16 protein-coding genes are annotated in these 17019 nt (G+C 72.3%); 12 read left to right on the top strand and 4 right to left on the bottom strand.

Translation table 11 applies throughout. The features are described from left to right. Nucleotides 1–4: 4 nt before the first annotated feature. On the bottom strand, nucleotides 5–1102 hold the full coding sequence (locus HLB44_RS21725) for a DUF3108 domain-containing protein (RefSeq protein WP_173126851.1): 1098 nt from the start codon (nucleotides 1100–1102) through the stop codon (nucleotides 5–7). Between the two features lie 39 nt (nucleotides 1103–1141). Here HLB44_RS21725 and HLB44_RS21720 point away from each other — a divergent pair, with 39 nt between their 5' ends. The 11 genes from HLB44_RS21720 to glcF all read left to right on the top strand — a co-directional run bounded on the left by HLB44_RS21720 (nucleotide 1142) and on the right by glcF (nucleotide 12214). Further along, nucleotides 1142–2131: a fumarylacetoacetate hydrolase family protein gene (locus HLB44_RS21720; RefSeq protein WP_173126848.1), complete on the top strand. Its 990-nt coding sequence runs from the start codon at nucleotides 1142–1144 to the stop codon at nucleotides 2129–2131. Nucleotides 2132–2224: 93 nt separating this feature from the next. Further along, nucleotides 2225–2848, top strand: coding sequence for a hypothetical protein (locus HLB44_RS21715; RefSeq protein ID WP_173126845.1), 624 nt, complete (start codon nucleotides 2225–2227; stop codon nucleotides 2846–2848). An 86-nt stretch (nucleotides 2849–2934) separates the two neighbouring features. Continuing rightward, the gene (locus HLB44_RS21710; RefSeq protein WP_173126842.1) at nucleotides 2935–3969 is read left to right on the top strand and encodes a TraB/GumN family protein; all 1035 of its coding nucleotides are present in this window, start codon (nucleotides 2935–2937) and stop codon (nucleotides 3967–3969) included. 128 nt (nucleotides 3970–4097) lie between these two features. After that, a complete protein-coding gene (locus tag HLB44_RS21705; RefSeq protein WP_173126839.1) occupies nucleotides 4098–4919 on the top strand; it encodes a PhaM family polyhydroxyalkanoate granule multifunctional regulatory protein in 822 nt (273 codons plus the stop codon). 33 nt (nucleotides 4920–4952) lie between these two features. Continuing rightward, on the top strand, nucleotides 4953–6191 hold the full coding sequence (locus HLB44_RS21700) for an FIST signal transduction protein (protein WP_173126836.1): 1239 nt from the start codon (nucleotides 4953–4955) through the stop codon (nucleotides 6189–6191). After that, nucleotides 6188–6748: a GNAT family N-acetyltransferase gene (locus HLB44_RS21695; RefSeq protein ID WP_343051459.1), complete on the top strand. Its 561-nt coding sequence runs from the start codon at nucleotides 6188–6190 to the stop codon at nucleotides 6746–6748. Before HLB44_RS21700 ends, HLB44_RS21695 begins: the two co-directional genes overlap by 4 nt. Before the next feature lie 7 nt (nucleotides 6749–6755). After that, entirely contained in the window at nucleotides 6756–7643 is an 888-nt protein-coding gene (locus HLB44_RS21690) for a LysR substrate-binding domain-containing protein (RefSeq protein WP_173126833.1), read from the top strand. 70 nt (nucleotides 7644–7713) lie between these two features. Further along, the gene (locus tag HLB44_RS21685) at nucleotides 7714–9213 is read left to right on the top strand and encodes an FAD-linked oxidase C-terminal domain-containing protein (RefSeq protein WP_173126831.1); all 1500 of its coding nucleotides are present in this window, start codon (nucleotides 7714–7716) and stop codon (nucleotides 9211–9213) included. Nucleotides 9214–9215: 2 nt separating this feature from the next. After that, nucleotides 9216–10301 carry a glycolate oxidase subunit GlcE gene (gene glcE / locus HLB44_RS21680; RefSeq protein ID WP_173126828.1) on the top strand — a complete coding sequence of 362 codons (1086 nt, stop codon included), beginning with the start codon at nucleotides 9216–9218 and terminating at the stop codon, nucleotides 10299–10301. Then, nucleotides 10302–10961: a class I SAM-dependent methyltransferase gene (locus HLB44_RS21675; protein WP_246312377.1), complete on the top strand. Its 660-nt coding sequence runs from the start codon at nucleotides 10302–10304 to the stop codon at nucleotides 10959–10961. Nucleotides 10962–10975: 14 nt separating this feature from the next. Continuing rightward, nucleotides 10976–12214, top strand: a complete 1239-nt coding sequence (gene glcF / locus HLB44_RS21670; RefSeq protein WP_173126825.1) for a glycolate oxidase subunit GlcF — start codon at nucleotides 10976–10978, stop codon at nucleotides 12212–12214. 13 nt (nucleotides 12215–12227) lie between these two features. On the opposite strand, the gene HLB44_RS21665 is transcribed toward glcF, so the two are convergent. Then, a complete protein-coding gene (locus HLB44_RS21665; RefSeq protein WP_173126822.1) occupies nucleotides 12228–13184 on the bottom strand; it encodes a DMT family transporter in 957 nt (318 codons plus the stop codon). A gap of 102 nt (nucleotides 13185–13286) precedes the next feature. On the opposite strand from HLB44_RS21665, the gene HLB44_RS21660 reads away from it, so the two are divergent. Next, nucleotides 13287–13961, top strand: a complete 675-nt coding sequence (locus tag HLB44_RS21660; RefSeq protein WP_246312376.1) for a protein-L-isoaspartate(D-aspartate) O-methyltransferase — start codon at nucleotides 13287–13289, stop codon at nucleotides 13959–13961. A gap of 18 nt (nucleotides 13962–13979) precedes the next feature. Here the strand turns inward: HLB44_RS21660 and HLB44_RS21655 are convergent, their stop codons facing one another. Next, nucleotides 13980–16091 carry a TonB-dependent receptor plug domain-containing protein gene (locus HLB44_RS21655; RefSeq protein WP_173126819.1) on the bottom strand — a complete coding sequence of 704 codons (2112 nt, stop codon included), beginning with the start codon at nucleotides 16089–16091 and terminating at the stop codon, nucleotides 13980–13982. Nucleotides 16092–16099: 8 nt separating this feature from the next. Next, complete coding sequence (locus HLB44_RS21650; protein WP_173126816.1) at nucleotides 16100–16939, bottom strand: AraC family transcriptional regulator; 840 nt, start codon at nucleotides 16937–16939, stop codon at nucleotides 16100–16102. Between the last annotated feature and the right edge of the window lie 80 nt (nucleotides 16940–17019).

The following is a 17019-nucleotide window of genomic DNA, read 5'->3' as shown; positions in this document are numbered from 1 at the left end:
TCGGTCAACGCCCCGCGGCCATGTCGGGCTCGGCCGACAGCAGCAGCTCGAGGGCCGGCCCGCCGATCGCCGGCCGCCAGCGCAGGCGCACCGGCCAGAAGCCGCGCGCCGGGTCGAGCCAGGCCTCGACGTGCAGGTCGCGCGCGATCGCCGGCCGCCGTTCGTAGTGCCAGGCCTCGACCGGGGTGCCGAAAGGCGTGGCGACCGTTTCGCGCCCCTGGCGCTGGAAGGTCCACCAGCCGGCGCCGCCGCGCGCGCCGACGACGAAGAGCCGGACCTCGGGCAGCGGCAGGCCGTCGGAACTCTGGTGCGCCGCAGCAGACTGGATCGCCGCCAGCTGCACGATCCAGCCGAGCCGGTCCTGCGCACCGGGCCAGGCGGGGTACGCATGGCCCGGCCCGCTGAAGTGGATGCGGCCGCCGCCGCGGTCGAAGTGCGCCGACTGCGCGCCGCGGGCGCGGCGGCGGTCGCTGAAACGATCGGGCGCCAGGCCGCCGGCATCGAGCAGGCCCTGGCTGTGTTGTTCGATCAGCGGCCGGCCGGCGCCGCCGCGGGCCTCGAAATGCAGCGTGTAGCGGTCACCGTCGGGCCGCCAGACGAGCTGCGCCTCGCCGCTCAGCGGGCCGCGCTGCATGCGGTAGCGCAGCTGCGTCGCACCGGGCAGCGTGGTGGCGTAGACCGGCGGCGGTGTGTCGCCGGCGGCGATCGGGGCTTCGTCGGCGTCGGCTTCCGCAGCGGCGGTCGGCGGCTCGGCGCTGGCCGGCGGCGCCTCGGGCACGCGCACGGTGACCGCGGGCAGCGGAAGCGCCGCTGCGTGCGGCAGCGGCGCGGCGGCCGGCGCCGGCGCGGTGATCGCCGGCATCGGGGTCGCCGGTGTCACCACGACCTGTTGCTGCGGCGGCGGCACGATCGCCTGCACCACCTGCATCACCGGCACCGGCCGCGACAGCGCGCCGGGCCGCTCGCCTTCGTCGCTCGGCGCCCAGCGCAGCAGCAGCGCGAGGTGCAACGCCGCCACCGCCAGCGCGAGCGGCGCCAGCACCCGCGGCCGCGGCCCGGGGCGGCGTTCGCGGCGTTCTGGACGGGCCGGCATCCACAGCATCGGACAATGCTGCCACCAAGCTGTCACCCGCTTCGAACAATGAAACTCGCCACCTACCAGGACGGCTCGCGCGACGGCCAGCTGATCGTCGTCTCGCGCGACCTCGCGACCGCCCACTACGCCAACGGCATCGCCACCCGGCTGCAGCAGGTGCTGGACGACTGGAACTACCTGTCGCCGCAGCTGCAGGACCTGTACGTCACGCTGAACCACGGCCGGGCGCGCCATGCCTTCCCGTTCGAGCCGCGCCAATGCATGGCGCCGCTGCCGCGCGCCTACCAGTGGGCCGACGGCTCGGCCTACATCAACCACGTCGAGCTGGTGCGCAAGGCGCGCGGCGCGACGGTGCCCGAGAGCTTCTACACCGACCCGCTGATGTACCAGGGCGGCAGCGATGACTTCCTCGGCCCCTGCGAGGATGCGCGCTTTGCCAGCACCGACTGGGGCATCGATTTCGAATCCGAAGTCGCGGTGATCACCGGTGACGTACCCGCCGGCGCGAGCCCCGATGCCGCGCTCGAAGGCATCCGCCTGGTGATGCTGGCCAACGACTGGAGCCTGCGCCACCTGATCCCCGACGAGCTGGCCAAGGGCTTCGGCTTCCTGCAGGCCAAGCCGGCCACCGCCTTCAGCCCGGTCGCGGTGACGCCCGACGAGCTGGGCGAGGCCTGGTTAGGCGGCCGCGTGCACCTGACGCTGCAATCGGCATGGAACGACCGCAAGGTCGGGCTGACCGATGCCGGCCCCGAGATGACCTTCCACTTCGGCCAGCTGATCGCCCACCTGGCGAAGACGCGCCGCGTGCGCGCCGGCTCGATCGTCGGCTCGGGCACCGTCAGCAACCAGGACTGGTCGCGCGGTTATTCGTGCATCGCCGAAAAGCGGGCCATCGAGACCATCGAGGACGGCGCGCCGAAGACCGACTTCATGCAGTTCGGCGACACCATCCGCATCGAGATGAAGGGCCGCGACGGCCAGTCGATCTTCGGCGCCATCGAGCAGCGCGTGGTGGATTCGAACGCCGAGTGACCTTGGTCACGGCGCTGAATGCAGTGGCGCTAGCGTTCGCCTAATGGTCGGTTTCTATCGTTCGGGCATCCCTTCTTCCACCGGAGCCCGACGATGAATCTCACGACCTTTCTGCGCAGCGCCGCCGCCCTGCTGATCTCCGCCCTGCCGCTGGCCGCCACCGCGCAGGACTACGGCGCGATGGTCCAGCGGTCGATGGCGGCGATGAACGCCAACATCGCGCGCGGCCAGCAGATGGTGCAGGGCATCGTGCAGCAGCGCATGCAGGACCCGCAGGTGCAGGCGATGTACCGCCAGCACGTGGCGCAGGCCCAGGCCAGCGGCCGCGCGCCGATGGACTACGCGAACTTCACCTACTACTACGTCTACACCAACGGCTACAGCGCGCAGGGCATGGCGCACATGCGCTCGACCGAGGCCGGCAACCAGGCCCGCGAACGCGCCGCGTGGCAAGGCCTGCAGCAGGCCCAGGCACAGCGCGCGCAGGCGCAGCAAGGCCTGCGTGACGGTTATTACGCCAACCAGGCCGAGGCCGGCCGGCAGCTGATGGGCAACAGCAGCTACCAGGCCCGCGACGGCAGCGCCCGCGTGCTGCCGCACACCTGGCAGCGCAATACGACCCACGTGCACCAGGGCCAGACCTACCACGTCGATGCCGGCGGCCAGTACTACCAGCGCGGCGCCGACGGCTGGTGGTACCCGCTGGCCGCGCGCTGAACGCGGCCAGGGGAAAACCCGGCCTCCGGTGCCGGGCGTGACAACCGGCCTTCGGGCCGGCGTGGAATTCATGGCATCGTCGGCCCATGAATCTTCGCTTCCGCGGGCGTCTCGCCCGGGCCCTGGCAACCCTTGCGGCACCGTTCGCCACCTTGTTCGTGCCGCTGCCGGCCCCGGCCGCGCCGCCGAGCGCGACGCCGGCCGCCTCGGCCGCGCCCCGCGTCGCCGACTGCCCGCCGGTGGCGCAGGCGCCGACGTCCGAGCAGGTGCAGGCCGCCGTGCAGGCGGCGCGCGACCGCGGCTTCCTCTGGCGCATCAGCAAGGACGGCCGCAATTCGTACCTGTACGGCACGATCCACGTCGGCAAGCTCGACTGGGCTTTTCCCGGCCCGCAGGTGCGCGAGGCGCTGATGGGCGCACAGGCGCTGGCGCTGGAGCTCGACCTGACCGATCCGAAGACGCTCGACGAGCTCTCCCGCAGCACCGCCGGCGATGCGCGATTTCAGCTGCCGCCGGCGATGCAGCAGCGGCTCGCGCGCCAGGCCGAAGCCGCCTGCCTCGGGCTCGAGCTGCTGTCCGGCCAGCACCCGGTGATGCAGGCGATCACGCTGACGGTGCTGTCGGCGCGGCGCGAAGGCTTCGATCCGGCCTATGCGCAGGAGCTGGTGCTGGGCGGCTTCGCACGCGCGGCAGCCAAGCCGATCGTCGCGCTGGAGTCGGCCGTGCAACAGGCCGCGCTGCTGGTGCCCGGTGATGCCAAGCAGGCCGTGGCGATGGCCGAGCAGGCGCTGTCGCAGCTCGAACGCGGCGCCTCGCGCACGGCGCTGGTGCGCGTCGCGCGGGCCTGGGAGCAGGGTGACCTGGACGTGCTGTCACGCTACGAACAATGGTGCGAGTGCATCGAGACCGACGATGACCGCGCCTTCCTGCGCCGCGTCAACGACGAACGCAACGGCCCGATGGCCGAACGCATCGACGCGCTGCACAGCGGCGGCAAGACGGTTTTCGCGGCCGTCGGCTCGCTGCACATGACCGGGCCGCTCGGCCTGCCGCACCTGATGGAAAAACGCGGCTACAGCGTGCAGCGCGTGAGCTTCGCACCCGCCGCCAAGCAAGACTGACTTCGTCGCCATCCCGGACTACCATCGGCGGGCAACTTCACCCGGCGCCGCCGGGCCGCCCCAAGGCGACGAGTGCCCCTCGGGGCCGGCGCCGAAGGCGCCTGGGGGCCAACATCAAAGGAGACCTCATGGCCGATCCGACCGCCGCGTTCAGCAAGCTCGTGCCGGGCTTCGATTTCCTGCAAGGCCTGGTCAAGAACGCCGGCGCGGCGCTGCCCTCGGTCGGCCAGTGGGTCGCGCCGACCTTGAATCCCGAGGAGCTCGAGAAGCGCATCAGCGAGCTGCGCACGGTGCAGTTCTGGCTCGAGCAGAACGCGCGCATGCTGGGCGCGACGATCCAGGCGCTCGAGGTGCAGCGCATGACCTTGTCGACGCTGAAGACGATGAACGTCTCGCTCGGCGACCTGACCGAATCGCTGAAGATCAAGTTGCCCGAGGCCCCCGCGCCGGCCGCCGACGATGGCGATGACGACCACGACGACGAAGCCGATGAGCCCGACCGTGAAGCGGAGCCGGCCAAGGCCAGCCCCGCGCGCAAGCCGCGCGCCAGCGCCGCGCCGCAGGTGCCGCCGGGCGTGCCCGACCCGATGCAGTGGTGGGGCGCGCTGACCAAGCAGTTCACCGAGCTGGCGGCCAACGCGATGAAGGACAGCGCGGCCGATGCCGCCAAGGGGCTCGCCGGCGCGATGGTCAAGCAGGGCTTCGATGCCGCCAGCGAAACGCTGAAGAAGGCGGCCGCGATGCCGGCGGCGGTGGCGAAGACGGCGGCCGATGTGGCGCAGAAGGCCGCGCGCGCCTCCGCCGAGCGCAAGGAGGCCGCGGGCAATGGCCGCGCCACACCGGCCAAACGCAGCACCATCGGCGACAGCTCGGCAGCCGGCACGCCGCCTGCCACGGGTGCACGCCAGCCGGCCGCGCGGCCGCGCAAGCGGGCCGCCACGCCGCGCTGACAGTCGCCGCCCCTTTTGCCCCGCTTTCCGCCGATGAGCAGTTTCTTCGCCGCGCACGCCACCCATCCCGACGCCGGGATGGCGCTGGCGCTCGTCGCCGCGCAGATCGACGCGCAGCGCAGCCAGCGCGCGCCGGCCTTCGTGCCGACGCTCGGCCTGATTTACCTGACCGACCACTTCGCCGCCGACGCCGAGCGGCTGCTCGAAGACGCGCAGCGGCGCTGGCCGGGCGTCGCCTGGGCCGGCGCGGTCGGCATCGGCGTGATCGGCAGCGGCGCCGAATACATCGACGCACCGGCGCTGTCGCTGATGCTCGGCGACTTGCCCGAAACCGATTTCCAGCTTTTCAACGGTCGGCGCCCGCTGTCGTCCAGCGATGCCCGCACGGCGCTCGTGCATGCCGATCCGGGCACGCCCGAGCTCGCCGAGCTGATCGCCGAGCTCAGCGAGCGCACGCAGTCGGGCTACCTGTTCGGCGGCCTGGCCAGCTCGCGCGAGCGCTCGCTGCACCTGGCCGACGGCGTCTTCGAGGGTGGGCTGTCGGGCGTCGCCTTCGGCCCCGACGTGGCGCTGGTCTCGCGCGTGACGCAGGGCTGCCAGCCGGTCGGCCCGGTGCGGCGCATCACCGGCGTGGCGGCCAGCAGCGACTCACCACGCGGCCGGCCCGGCACCGAAGTCAGCAACATCGTGCTCGAGCTCGACGGCCAGCCGGCGCTGCCGCTGCTGCTGGCCGACCTGGGCCAGACGCTGGACCGCCCGGAAGCGGCGATCCGCGCGCTGCGTGCGACGCTGGTCGGGCTGGCCGATGCGGACGCCGCGCCGCTCGGCCACGGCGGGCAGTTCGGCGTCGAGACCCGCGTGCGCCACCTGATCGGCATCGACCCGGCGCGTGATGCGGTGGCCATCGCCGACCTGGCGGTGGCGGGCGAGCAGCTCACCTTCTGCCGCCGCGATGCCGAAGCCGCGCGCCGCGACCTGGTGCGCGTCTGCAGCGAGATCCGCGAGGAGGTCGAGGCGCTGGCGCCCGACCGGCCGGTACCGGCGCTGCTCGGCGGCACCGGCGAGGCCAGCGCACCGCACATCGCCGGCGCGATCTACGTCTCCTGCGCCGGCCGCGGCGGGCCGCATTTCGGCTCGCCCTCGGCCGAGGCGCTGATCGTGCAGCGCGCGCTCGGCGACGTGCCGCTGGTCGGCTTCTTCGCCGGCGGCGAGATCGGGCATCGCCACCTCTACGGCTACACCGGGGTGCTGACGGTGTTCGTCGGCCGGTGAGCTCGTTCATGTTCGAGGGGCCGCGCGTGCGGCTGCGCGCCTGGCGCGACGACGACCTGCCGGCCTTCGCCGCGCTGAATGCCGATCCCGAGGTGATGCGCTACCTGAAGGCGCCGCTCGCCCGCGAAGACAGCGACGCGATGGCGCGGCGCATGGCCGAGCGGCTGCAATCGCAGGGATGGGGCCACTACGCGCTCGACGTGCCGGGGCTGGGCTTCGCCGGCTTCGTCGGCCTGTCGGTGCCGCCGTTCACGATCCCGCTGCCGGGCTTCGATGACGCGCCGCAGCTCGAGATCGGCTGGCGCCTCGCGCGGGCCGCCTGGGGCCAGGGTTATGCGAGCGAAGCGGCGCGTCTGCTGCTCGATTTCGCGCGCGACGAGCTGCGCCGCCCGCGCATCGTCTCGTTCACCACCGTCGGCAACCTGAAGTCGCAGGCGGTGATGCAGCGCCTGGCGCTGGCGCTGGCCGGCGCCTTCGATCATCCGAACCTGCCCGGCCATCCGCTGCAGCCGCACCTGCTGTACTGCACGCCGCCGGGCTGGAGCCGCGCGGCCTGAGCATCCGATGGCCGCGCCGCGCATCCCGCCGATCCAGAACCTGCAGGCCTTCGAGGCGCTGGCGCGGCTGCGCAGCGTGACGCAGGCGGCCGACGAGCTGAACGTGACGCCCAGCGCCGTCAGCCACCGGCTGCGCCAGCTCGAGACCCAGCTCGGCACGCGGCTCTTCGAGCGCGCCGATTTCACGCTGACCGCCGACGGCGTCGCCTGCCTCGCGCAGGTGCGGCCGGCGCTCACCGCGCTGGCGCAACTGCCGCGTTGCGGCGACGGTGGCGGCGCGCGGCTGCGCATCGCCGTCACGCCGACCTTCTCGCGCGAGCTGCTGCTGCCGAGGCTGGCCGGTTTCCGGCGTGCCTGGCCGGATGTCGAGCTGGTGTTGCAGGTGGCCATTCCCTTGCTCGATGTGACGGGGGAACCGGCCGATCTGGAGATTCGTTTCGGCGCCGAGCCCGCCGCCGGCAGCGGCCTCGACTACCGCCTGCTGCTCACCGACCAAGTCACCCCCGCCTGCAGCCCCGACTTCCTGGCCGAGCACGGCCCCTTCGACGATCACTTCGAAAGCGCCGCCGAGTGCAGCCGCGTGCGCCTGATCCGCAGCCCGCTCGAGCCCTGGTCGACCTGGTTCGCCGCCTGCGGCCTGGGGCTGCCCGAACCGCGCGAAGGTGCGCAGTTCAACGACGTCGGCCTGATGCTCGATGCCGCGGCGGCCGGATTCGGCGTCACGCTGGCGCGGCTGAAGCTCGGCGCGGCCTGGCTCGACAGCGGGCGGCTGATGCGCCTGTCGCCGCGCGTGGTCAACTCGCCGCACCAGCACTGGCTGTGCTGGAAGCCGGGAACGCTGAAACGCTGGGAGTGCGCCGCCTTCGCCGACTGGCTGCAGCAGTCGCTGGCCTGAATTTCCTTCACGCAGGCAGCGCAGAACTTTCAGCCGGGGGCGCGCGAGCGCTGCACTAGACTGCCCCGCGATGTCTTCTCCCCTGCTCGATTCGCTGCAGCCCGCCGAGCGCGCCACGCGCCAGGCCGCGGTGATCGCGGCGCTTGCGCCACTGCTGCCGCCGCATGCGCTGCTGTACCGGCGCGAGGACACCGTGCCCTACGAATGCGACGGCCTGACCGCGTACCGCGAGACGCCGCTGGTCGTCGCGCTGCCGGAATCCGAGGCGCAGGTGGCCGCCGTGCTGCGCGCCTGCCATGCCCTGCGCGTGCCGGTCGTCGCGCGCGGCGCCGGCACGGGGCTGTCGGGCGGCGCGATGCCGCATGCGCTGGGCGTCACGCTGTCGCTGGCCAAGTTCAACCGCATCCTGGCGGTCGACGTCGCGAGCCGCACCGCGCGCGTGCAATGCGGCGTGCGCAACCTGGCGATCAGCGAGGCGGCCGCGCCTTATCGGCTTTATTACGCGCCCGACCCGTCGAGCCAGATCGCCTGCACGATCGGCGGCAACGTCGCCGAAAACTCCGGCGGCGTGCATTGCCTGAAGTACGGGCTGACCTTGCACAACGTGCTTAAAGCGAGCGGCTTCACGATCGAGGGCGAGCCGGTCGAGTTCGGCAGCGAGGCGCTCGATGCGCCGGGGCTGGACCTGCTGCCGATCGTGATCGGCAGCGAGGGCATGCTGGCGGTGATCGTCGAAGTCACCGTCAAGCTGCTGCCGAAACCCCAGCTCGCGCGCTGCATCATGGCCAGCTTCGACGACGTGCGCAAAGCCGGCGATGCCGTGGCGGCGATCATCGCCGCCGGCATCATCCCAGCGGGCCTGGAGATGATGGACAAGCCGATGACCGCCGCGGTCGAGGCCTTCGTCGGCGCCGGCTACGACCTCGACGCCGCGGCGATCCTGCTGTGCGAAAGCGACGGCACGCCCGAAGAGGTGGCCGAAGAGGTCGAGCGCATGCGCGGTGTGCTCGCCGGCTGCGGCGCGACGCGGCTCGAAGTCAGCGAGGACGAGCCGCAGCGGCTGAAGTTCTGGAGCGGCCGCAAGAACGCCTTCCCCGCCTCGGGCCGCATCAGCCCCGACTACATGTGCATGGACTCGACGATCCCGCGCAAGCGGCTGGCCGACATCCTGCTCGCGATCCAGCAGATGGAACAGCGTTACGCGCTGCGCTGCTGCAACGTCTTCCACGCCGGCGACGGCAACCTGCATCCGCTGATCCTGTTCGACGCCAACGATCCCGACCAGCTGCACCGTGCCGAGCTGTTCGGCGCCGACATCCTCGAGACCAGCGTCGCGATGGGCGGCACGGTGACCGGTGAGCACGGCGTCGGCGTCGAGAAGCTCAATTCGATGTGCGTGCAGTTCAGCGCCACCGAGCTGGCGCAGATGACGGCGCTGAAGGCCGCCTTCGACCCGCAGGGCCTGCTGAATCCCGGCAAGCTGATTCCGACGCTTCAGCGCTGCGCCGAGTACGGGAAGATGCACGTCAAGAAGGGTCTGCTGCCCTTTCCGGACCTGGAGCGTTTCTGACGATGGCTGACGCCGCCCTCACGGCATTGATCGACCGCGTGCAGACCGCCCGAGCGAGCCGCACGCCGCTGTGCATCCGCGGCGGCGGCAGCAAGGACTTCTACGGCGAGGCGCCGCAAGGCGAGCCGCTGGACACACGCGCGCTCACCGGCATCAGCCGCTACGAGCCGAGCGAGCTGGTGGTCACGGTGCGCGCCGGCACACCGCTGGCCGAGCTCGAGTCGACACTCGCCGAACAAGGCCAGTGCCTGGCCTTCGAGCCGCCACGTTTCGCCGACGGCGGCACCGTCGGCGGCATGGTCGCCGCCGGCCTGGCCGGCCCCGCGCGCGCGGCCAGCGGCGGGCTGCGCGACTACCTGCTCGGCGCGACGCTGCTGAACGGCCGCGCTGAAGTCCTGAGCTTCGGCGGCCAGGTGATGAAGAACGTCGCCGGCTACGACGTCTCGCGACTGCTGGCCGGCTCGATGGGCATCCTCGGCGTGATCCTCGAGGTGTCGCTGAAGGTGCTGCCGATCGCGCCGGCGACGATCACGCTGCGCTTCGAGCGTGAACAGGCCGAGGCGCTGCGCCAGCTCAACGCCTGGGGCCGCGAGCCGCTGCCGATCAATGCCAGCGCGTGGTGGAGCGGCATGCTCGTGGTCCGGCTGTCGGGTGCGTCGGCGGCGGTGCAGGCGGCCGCCGGGCAACTCGGCGGCGAGCGCATCGACGCGGCGCTGGCCGACACCTTCTGGCGCGGCCTGCGCGACCAGCGCGACGAGTTCTTCCAGAGCGCCCAGCGCGCGCTCGCCGGCGGCGCGACGCTGTGGCGCCTGTCGGTCAAGCAGACCGCACCGCCGCTGGCCTTGAGCGGCGAGCAGCTGATCGAGTGGGGCGGCGCGCAGCGCTGGCTCGTTACCAGCGCGCCGGCCGCGCTGCTGCGTGAAGCGGCGGCCAAGCTCGGCGGCCACGCGGTGGTCTTCCGCGGCGACAAGTCGGCCGGCGTGCTGGCGGCACTGCCCGACGCGCAGCTGCGCATCCAGCGCGGCATCAAGCATGCCTTCGACCCCGAGCGGATCTTCAACCCCGGCCGCCTCTATCCCGACCTGTAGATGACCACGACCCCCGAAGCAGACATGGCCGTGTACTACGCGCGCCGCGCGGCCGAGTACGAACGGATTTATCACAAGCCCGAGCGCCAGGCCGAGCTGCGCGCGCTGGAAACCACGCTGCCGGCCTTCTTCAGCGGCCGCCGCGTGCTGGAGATCGCCTGCGGCACCGGCTGGTGGACCGTGCACGGCGCGCGCGACGCCGCGCACTGGCTGGCAACCGACCTGAATCCCGAGACGATGGCGATCGCCCGCGCCAAGCCGCTGCCGGCGTCGGTCGAGCTGCGCTCGCTCGACGCGTACACGCTGGCCGGCCTCGACGGCGAGCGCTTCGACGCCGCGTTCGCCGGCCACTGGTGGTCGCACGTGCCGCGCGCGCGCCTGCCGGCCTGGCTGGACACGCTGCACGCAAGGCTCGAACCCGGCGCGCGCATCGTGATGCTCGACAACGCCTACGCCGAAGGCAGCAGCACGCCGATCACGCGCCGCGATGCCGAGGGCAACAGCTACCAGCAGCGCACGCTCTCCGACGGCTCGATCCACGAGGTGCTGAAGAACTTTCCCGAGCGCGACGAGGCGATCGCGCAGCTCGGCGCGCGCGCCCGCGACCCGCAGTGGTCGGCAACGCGCCACTACTGGCGGCTGGCCTACACGCTGGCCTGAGCTCGCAGAGACATATGCAGACCGACCTCGCCCCCGAGTTCAAGGGCACGCCCGACGGCGAGACCGCCGAAGCCATCCTGCGCAAGTGCGTGCACTGCGGCTTCTGCACCGCAACCTGCCCGACCTACCAATTGCTCGGCGACGAGCTCGACGGTCCGCGTGGCCGCATCTACCTGATCAAGCAGGTCCTCGAGGGCCAGGCGCCGACCAGCGCGACGCAGCTGCACCTGGACCGCTGCCTGACCTGCCGCAACTGCGAAACCACCTGCCCATCCGGCGTGCAGTACGGCGCGCTGGTCGAGATCGGCCGTCGGATCGTCGAGCGCAAGGTCGAGCGGCCGGCGGCCGAGCGGATGCAGCGCTGGCTGCTGAAGGAAGGGCTGCCGTCGCCGCTGTTCGCGCCGGCAATGGCGCTGGGCAAGCTGGCGCGGCCCTTCGTGCCCAAGGCGCTGCAGGACAAAGTGCCGGCCGCCGCGCCGCCGCGCGCACATCACTGGCCGCGCCGCACGCATGCGCGCAAGGTGCTGCTGCTCGCCGGCTGCGTGCAGCCCTCGATGCTGCCGAACATCAACGCCGCGACCGCGCGCGTGCTCGATGCCGCCGGCATCCAGACGCGGGTGGCGCCGGACGCCGGCTGCTGCGGCGCGCTGCGCACGCACCTGAACGACCACGACGGCGGCCTGGCCGACATGCGCCGCAACATCGATGCCTGGTGGCCGCAGGTCGAGCGCGGCGAGGTCGAGGCGATCGTGATGAACGCGTCGGGCTGCGGCGTGATGGTCAAGGACTACGGCCACGCGCTGGCGCGTGATCCGGCGTATGCCGACAAGGCCCGGCGCATCGCGGCGCTGACCAGGGACCTGTCGGAGCTGCTGCCGGAGCTCGTGGCTGCGCTGCAGCCGAAGCTGCGCCGCGCCGATGCACGCAAGCTCGCCTTCCATCCACCATGCACCTTGCAGCACGGGCAGCAGCTGCGCGGCGGCGTCGAGGCGGGCCTGCGCGCCCTCGGCTTCGAGGTCACGCTGCCGCTGAACGAAAGCCACCTGTGCTGCGGCTCGGCCGGCACCTATTCGGTGCTGCAGCCTGAACTTGCCAAGCAATTGCGCGACCGCAAGCTCGGCCACCTCGGCGCGCTCGAGCCCGCGGTCATCGTCTCGGCGAACATCGGCTGCATCCAGCACCTGCAAGGCGGCACGACGACGCGCGTCGCGCACTGGATCGAGCTGGTCGACGAGGCGCTGGCCGGCGCCTGATCACGGGGCGAGTTCAGGCAAGCCGCAGGCCGCGCGGCGTGCGCAGCGCCCACACGACCCCCGCCACGAGCAGCGCGGCGCCGATCAGCGTCGCCGGCGCCGGCGCGTCGCCGCGCAGCGCCAGCGCATAGGCCAGCGCGGCGAGCGTCTCGAAGACGATCAGCTGGCCGACCAGCGCGGTCGGCAGGCGCTGGCTGGCGGCGTTCCAGCACAGCGTGCCGAGCCAGGACGCGAACAGGCCGATCGCGAACATCAGCGCCAGGAAGCGTTCGGGCCGCGGGCCGAGCGGCAGAGCGAACGCCGGCTCGGCGAACGACGCCCACAGCATCCAGCCGAGGTAGCCGGCCAGCGCCATCGGCAGCGTCGCCAGGCCTTGCGCGGTGGCCCAGGCGCGCGGGCTGCGGTCGGGGTGGGCGCGCAGCCAGTCGGCGTTGCGGATCGGATACCAGGTCCAGCACAGCAGCGCGCCGACGGCCAGTGCGGCGCCGGCGGCATAACGCCCGAAGTCGGCGGCCGGGGCGGCGCGCAGCGCGTCGAGCTCGACCTGGTTGACGCAGGCGATGCCGGCGCCTATCAGCAGCAGCGAGGGCGCGAGCTGTGTCCAGCCGAGGGCGGCATCGCCGCGGCCGCGCTCGCGCAGCCGCGAAGCGAGCGCGATCAACACCGGCAGCGTGCCGATGATCATCGTCGGCAGCGGCCCGCCGGCCTGCTGGATCGCGCTGGCGAGGAACAGGTAGTAGACGATGTTGCCGATGAGCCCGAGCCGCGCCGCTTCCAGCCAGTCGGCACGCGACAGTTGCGCGAGCTTCGCCCGATCAGCCCAGGCCAGCGGCACGGCGATCAGCCCGAAGGCGACGTAGCGGCCGAAGGACAGCAGCGCCGCCGGGTAGTCCGGCAGCAGCAAGGGGCCGATGAAGACCAGGCCCCACATCAGGCCGGCGGCGAGCGCGTACGAAGTTCCGATCCACATGCCGGAAGAGCTTAGGCCCCCGCATTCGCGCGGTCTTGTACCGGATTGCGCTGGCGCGCCAGCGGCGTACGATGGTCGGGCGATGGGTCAGGGCGGCACCTCATGACCGATACCGAATTCTCCGAACTGCGCCAGACGATGATCGGCGAGATCGTCGCGATGACGGTGTTCAGCTGCGGCCAGCTCGGCAAGGCCGCGCTGCAGCGCCGCGTGCTCGACGCGCTCGGCGACGTGCCGCGGCACCTCTTCGTGCCGCCGCTGCTGCGGCCGCTGGCCTACCTGAACCGCCCGCTGCCGATCGGCTGCGACAAGACGATCTCGCAGCCCTTCATCGTCGCGGTGATGACCGACCTGCTCGAGCTGCAGCCGACCGACCGCGTGCTGGAGATCGGCACCGGCCTGGGTTACCAGTGCGCGGTGCTGTCGGCGCTGGCGCGGCGGGTCTACAGCGTCGAGCTGATCGAGACGCTGGCGCTGCAGGCGCGGCGGCGCCTCGCCGACGCCGGCTGCGACAACGTCGAGCTGCGCATCGGCGACGGCAACCACGGCTGGCCCGAGCAGGCACCGTTCGACAAGATCATCGTCACCGCCGCGCCGGAGCAGATCCCGCCGGCACTGATCGCGCAGCTCAAGCTCGGCGGCCGCCTGGTGCTGCCGGCCGGGCCGCCCGATGCGCAGCGGCTGATCGTGGTGCAGAAGACGCTCGATGGCGCACTCGCCACGCGTGAGCTGCTGCCGGTGCGCTTCTCGCAGCTGGACCACGCCGCGCCGGGCTGATCCCGGCCCGCGGCGGCGTCAGAAACGCCAGCTCGCCTGCAGCACCGCCGCTCGCCCGGGCAGCGGAATGTCGTTCGGCAGGGACACACCCGGCGCGGTGCTCGGCTCGCGGCGGTCGGCGTCGAAGACGTTGTTGACGGCCAGCATCACGCGCCAGCCGCCGGCGAAGGCGGGGCTGCGCAGGTGGGCATCCCAGTTCGTGTAATCGGCCAGCGGCGCGCGCGCATCGCCCGGCGGACGGCGGCGGCCGGCCACCTCGCGCACCTGCATACCGAGCTGCCAGGCCTGCGGCAGCGTCCAGTCGGCGCGCAGGTTCAGCAACCGGCGCGGCGCGTAGCCGGGATCGCGGCCGGTGGCCTCGTCGGTCGAGCGCTGCCAGGCGGCGTGGCCGGCCAGGCGCAACTCGCGCGTGACATCCCAGCGGAACTCGGCCTCCAGCCCACGGCCGCGCTGGGCGCCGGTGTTCTGGTAGCTGCTGCCGACGGACGCGACGTCCGGCACCGCGCGGATGATGTCGCGCATGCGGTGGCGAAAGACGCTGAGCTGCCCCTGCCACGAGCCCCCCTGCCAGGCCAGCACCGCCTCCAGCGTGCGAATCGTCTCGGGCTTCAGCGCCGGGTTGCCGCGCTCGACCGGGTTGTTGATGCTGTGCTGCTCGTTGAAGGCCGGTGCGCGGAAGGCGTGGCCGTACAAGAGCTTGGCGGTGAGCTCGTAGTCGGCGTGCCAGACCAGGCCGGCGCGCGGGTTGGTGGTGTGGCCGGCGTCGGAGAACCGGTCGTGGCGCACGCCGGCGGTCAGCGACCAGTCTTTCGCCAGGTCCCACTCGTCCTGCAGGTAGGCATAGCGCACCGTGCGGTGCTGCGGCAGCAGGAAGATGTCGCCCGGCGACGCGGAAACGACCGTCGAACCATCGCCGATCGGCACCGGCAGCCCGGCAGCGGGGCCGCTGGTGATGATGTTGAAGTTCTTGAATTCCTGGGTGCGGTACAGGTCGAGGTCGTCGAAACCGACGCCGATGCGCAACCGGTGCCGCGCCAGCCCGGTGTAGACCAGCGCCGCCGACAGGCGCCACTGGCGCTCCCAGGTGTTGGGCGCGCCGAACATGCCGTTCGGGAAGCTGCCGCCGAAGGCACCGGGCGGGAACAGCTGCAGCGGGCGGTGGTGGTATTGCGAGTAGCCGTGCCAGCCGACGCCGAGGTTCAGCCGCCAATCGGGACCCAGCGGCTGCTCGGTGAGCGACAGCTCGGCGAAACGATGGTCGGTGCGGATCACGCCGACCGGGTCCAGCGCCTCGGCGACGCCGGCCCCGGCGCCGACCTTGTCGCGCAGCATCCAGGCGGTGCGCAGGCGCCAGCGTTCATGCGCCAGCTCGAGCCGCGCATCGACCGCCTCGTGGCCGTTGCTGATCGGCCCGGGCGCCAGGCTGGCACGGGTGCCGAACAGCGCATCGAGCGCGGTCTGCGCGTCGGCCTCGATGCGGTTGCGCGGACCGTCGCTGCGGCCCAGGTGCAGGTAGGCCGCGACGTCGAGCGGGCCGCGTCGCCCGCCGTACTGCCAATAACCCTCGCGGCGCCCGAACGAGCCGACCCGCAGCCCGGCTTCGTGGCCGTCGTGCTCGGCAGCCGACTTGGTGATCAGGTTGATCACGCCGGCATAGGCATCGGCGCCGTACAGCGCCGAGCCGGGGCCGCGGATGACCTCGATGCGCGCGATGTCGTCGAGCGCAAAGCTGCTCCAGGCCAGCCCGCGGTTGCCGACGAACAGCGTCGTCATCGGCATGCCGTTGAGCAGCACCAGCGTCTGCGGGTTGATGCGGTGGTAGATGCCGCGGATCAGGTACAGCGCCATCAGCTCGATGTGGCCGCGCCCGACGTGCAGGCCCGGCACCGTCGCCAGCACCTCGTCGAGATCGGTGGCGCCGAGCGCGGCGATGTCGTCGGCGGTGATCACGGTGGCCACCGCCGGCGCACGCTGGATCGGCTGGCGCCGGCCGGTGGCGATGCTGATCGTCGAGCGGTCGCCATAAACCTGCTCCAGGCCTTCCTCGTCGACCGCGGCGTGCGCGGGCGAGGCCGCCAGCGCCGCCAGCATGCACGCGGCGAAGAGCGGCACGGCGCGCGGCATCGACATCGCCGGCCCTACAACCCGAGCTGGCGCTGGTAACGCGCCGGCGTGACGCCGTACATGCGGGCGAAGCGCCGCGTCAGGTGCGCCTGGTCGGCCAGCCCGACCTCGGCGGCCACCGCTGCCGGCGCGCGACCGGCCGCCAGCAGCTGCTTGGCCCGCGCGAGGCGCAGCGCCATCAGCATCTGGTGCGGCGTGACGCCTTGCTGCGCCTTGAAGCGGCGTTGGAAGTGAAAGGGGCTGAAGCCGGCCGCGGCGGCCAGCTCGTCGAGCTGCAGCGGATCGGCCAGGCGGTCATGCATCAGCGCGAGTGCGCGGGCGTCGGCCCGATCGGCGCTGCGGCCGGCCGGCGCGTCATCGCCCGCATTGGCCCGCGCCCACGGCTGCAGCAGCTGCAGCGTCTCGAGCAGCAGGCCCTGCGCCGCGAGCGCATCGTCGGCGGCGGCCCACAGCGCGTCGAGCAGCGCGGCCAGGCGCTGCGCCGTGGCGGGGTCGTGGCCGACCGGCTGCGCGAACCACCAGCCGCGCTGGCCGCTGATGGCCTCGACCAGCGCCGGCGCGATGTAGACCATGCGGTAGCGCCAGCCGCCGTCGCTCTCGGCACGGCCGGTGTGCAGCACCTCGGGGTTCATCAGCACCAGCGAGCCGCGGCCGGCCAGGTGGTCGCTGCCGCGGTAGCGGAAGCGCTCGACGCCGCTGTGAATCGCGCCGAGGCCGAAGCCGTCGTGCGCATGCGGCTCGAAGGCGTGGCGCACGATGTGCGCGCGGTACAGCTCGATGCCCTCGACCCCGGCCAGGCGGCGGAAACGGGCTCGGTCGGCCGGATGGTCGAACGCGTCGGGCACGCCTTGCATCCCGTGAATGATGGCACGCGGCACGGAACTGAGGCCGGAAAGTTCGCGATTTCAGGACATCGCTCTGTCAGCCGATATAG

This window comes from Pseudaquabacterium terrae (assembly GCF_013266755.1).
GTDB classification, from domain to species: domain Bacteria; phylum Pseudomonadota; class Gammaproteobacteria; order Burkholderiales; family Burkholderiaceae_C; genus Pseudaquabacterium; species Pseudaquabacterium terrae.
Note: the sequence above shows the minus strand (reverse complement) of the source record. Positions and strands in the feature narration are given on the sequence as shown.

What these genes read in the sequence shown, in the direction of transcription:
- HLB44_RS21705 (WP_173126839.1), top strand. Translation starts at nt 4,098, where the DNA reads ATGGCCGATCCGACCGCCGCGTTCAGCAAGCTCGTGCCGGGCTTCGAT.
- HLB44_RS21655 (WP_173126819.1), bottom strand. Translation starts at nt 16,091, where the DNA reads ATGTCGATGCCGCGCGCCGTGCCGCTCTTCGCCGCGTGCATGCTGGCG.
- glcE (WP_173126828.1), top strand. Translation starts at nt 9,216, where the DNA reads ATGGCTGACGCCGCCCTCACGGCATTGATCGACCGCGTGCAGACCGCC.
- HLB44_RS21715 (WP_173126845.1), top strand. Translation starts at nt 2,225, where the DNA reads ATGAATCTCACGACCTTTCTGCGCAGCGCCGCCGCCCTGCTGATCTCC.
- HLB44_RS21650 (WP_173126816.1), bottom strand. Translation starts at nt 16,939, where the DNA reads ATGCAAGGCGTGCCCGACGCGTTCGACCATCCGGCCGACCGAGCCCGT.
- HLB44_RS21725 (WP_173126851.1), bottom strand. Translation starts at nt 1,102, where the DNA reads ATGCTGTGGATGCCGGCCCGTCCAGAACGCCGCGAACGCCGCCCCGGG.
- HLB44_RS21665 (WP_173126822.1), bottom strand. Translation starts at nt 13,184, where the DNA reads ATGTGGATCGGAACTTCGTACGCGCTCGCCGCCGGCCTGATGTGGGGC.
- HLB44_RS21710 (WP_173126842.1), top strand. Translation starts at nt 2,935, where the DNA reads ATGAATCTTCGCTTCCGCGGGCGTCTCGCCCGGGCCCTGGCAACCCTT.
- HLB44_RS21660 (WP_246312376.1), top strand. Translation starts at nt 13,287, where the DNA reads ATGACCGATACCGAATTCTCCGAACTGCGCCAGACGATGATCGGCGAG.
- HLB44_RS21685 (WP_173126831.1), top strand. Translation starts at nt 7,714, where the DNA reads ATGTCTTCTCCCCTGCTCGATTCGCTGCAGCCCGCCGAGCGCGCCACG.
- HLB44_RS21690 (WP_173126833.1), top strand. Translation starts at nt 6,756, where the DNA reads ATGGCCGCGCCGCGCATCCCGCCGATCCAGAACCTGCAGGCCTTCGAG.
- HLB44_RS21675 (WP_246312377.1), top strand. Translation starts at nt 10,302, where the DNA reads ATGACCACGACCCCCGAAGCAGACATGGCCGTGTACTACGCGCGCCGC.
- glcF (WP_173126825.1), top strand. Translation starts at nt 10,976, where the DNA reads ATGCAGACCGACCTCGCCCCCGAGTTCAAGGGCACGCCCGACGGCGAG.
- HLB44_RS21720 (WP_173126848.1), top strand. Translation starts at nt 1,142, where the DNA reads ATGAAACTCGCCACCTACCAGGACGGCTCGCGCGACGGCCAGCTGATC.
- HLB44_RS21700 (WP_173126836.1), top strand. Translation starts at nt 4,953, where the DNA reads ATGAGCAGTTTCTTCGCCGCGCACGCCACCCATCCCGACGCCGGGATG.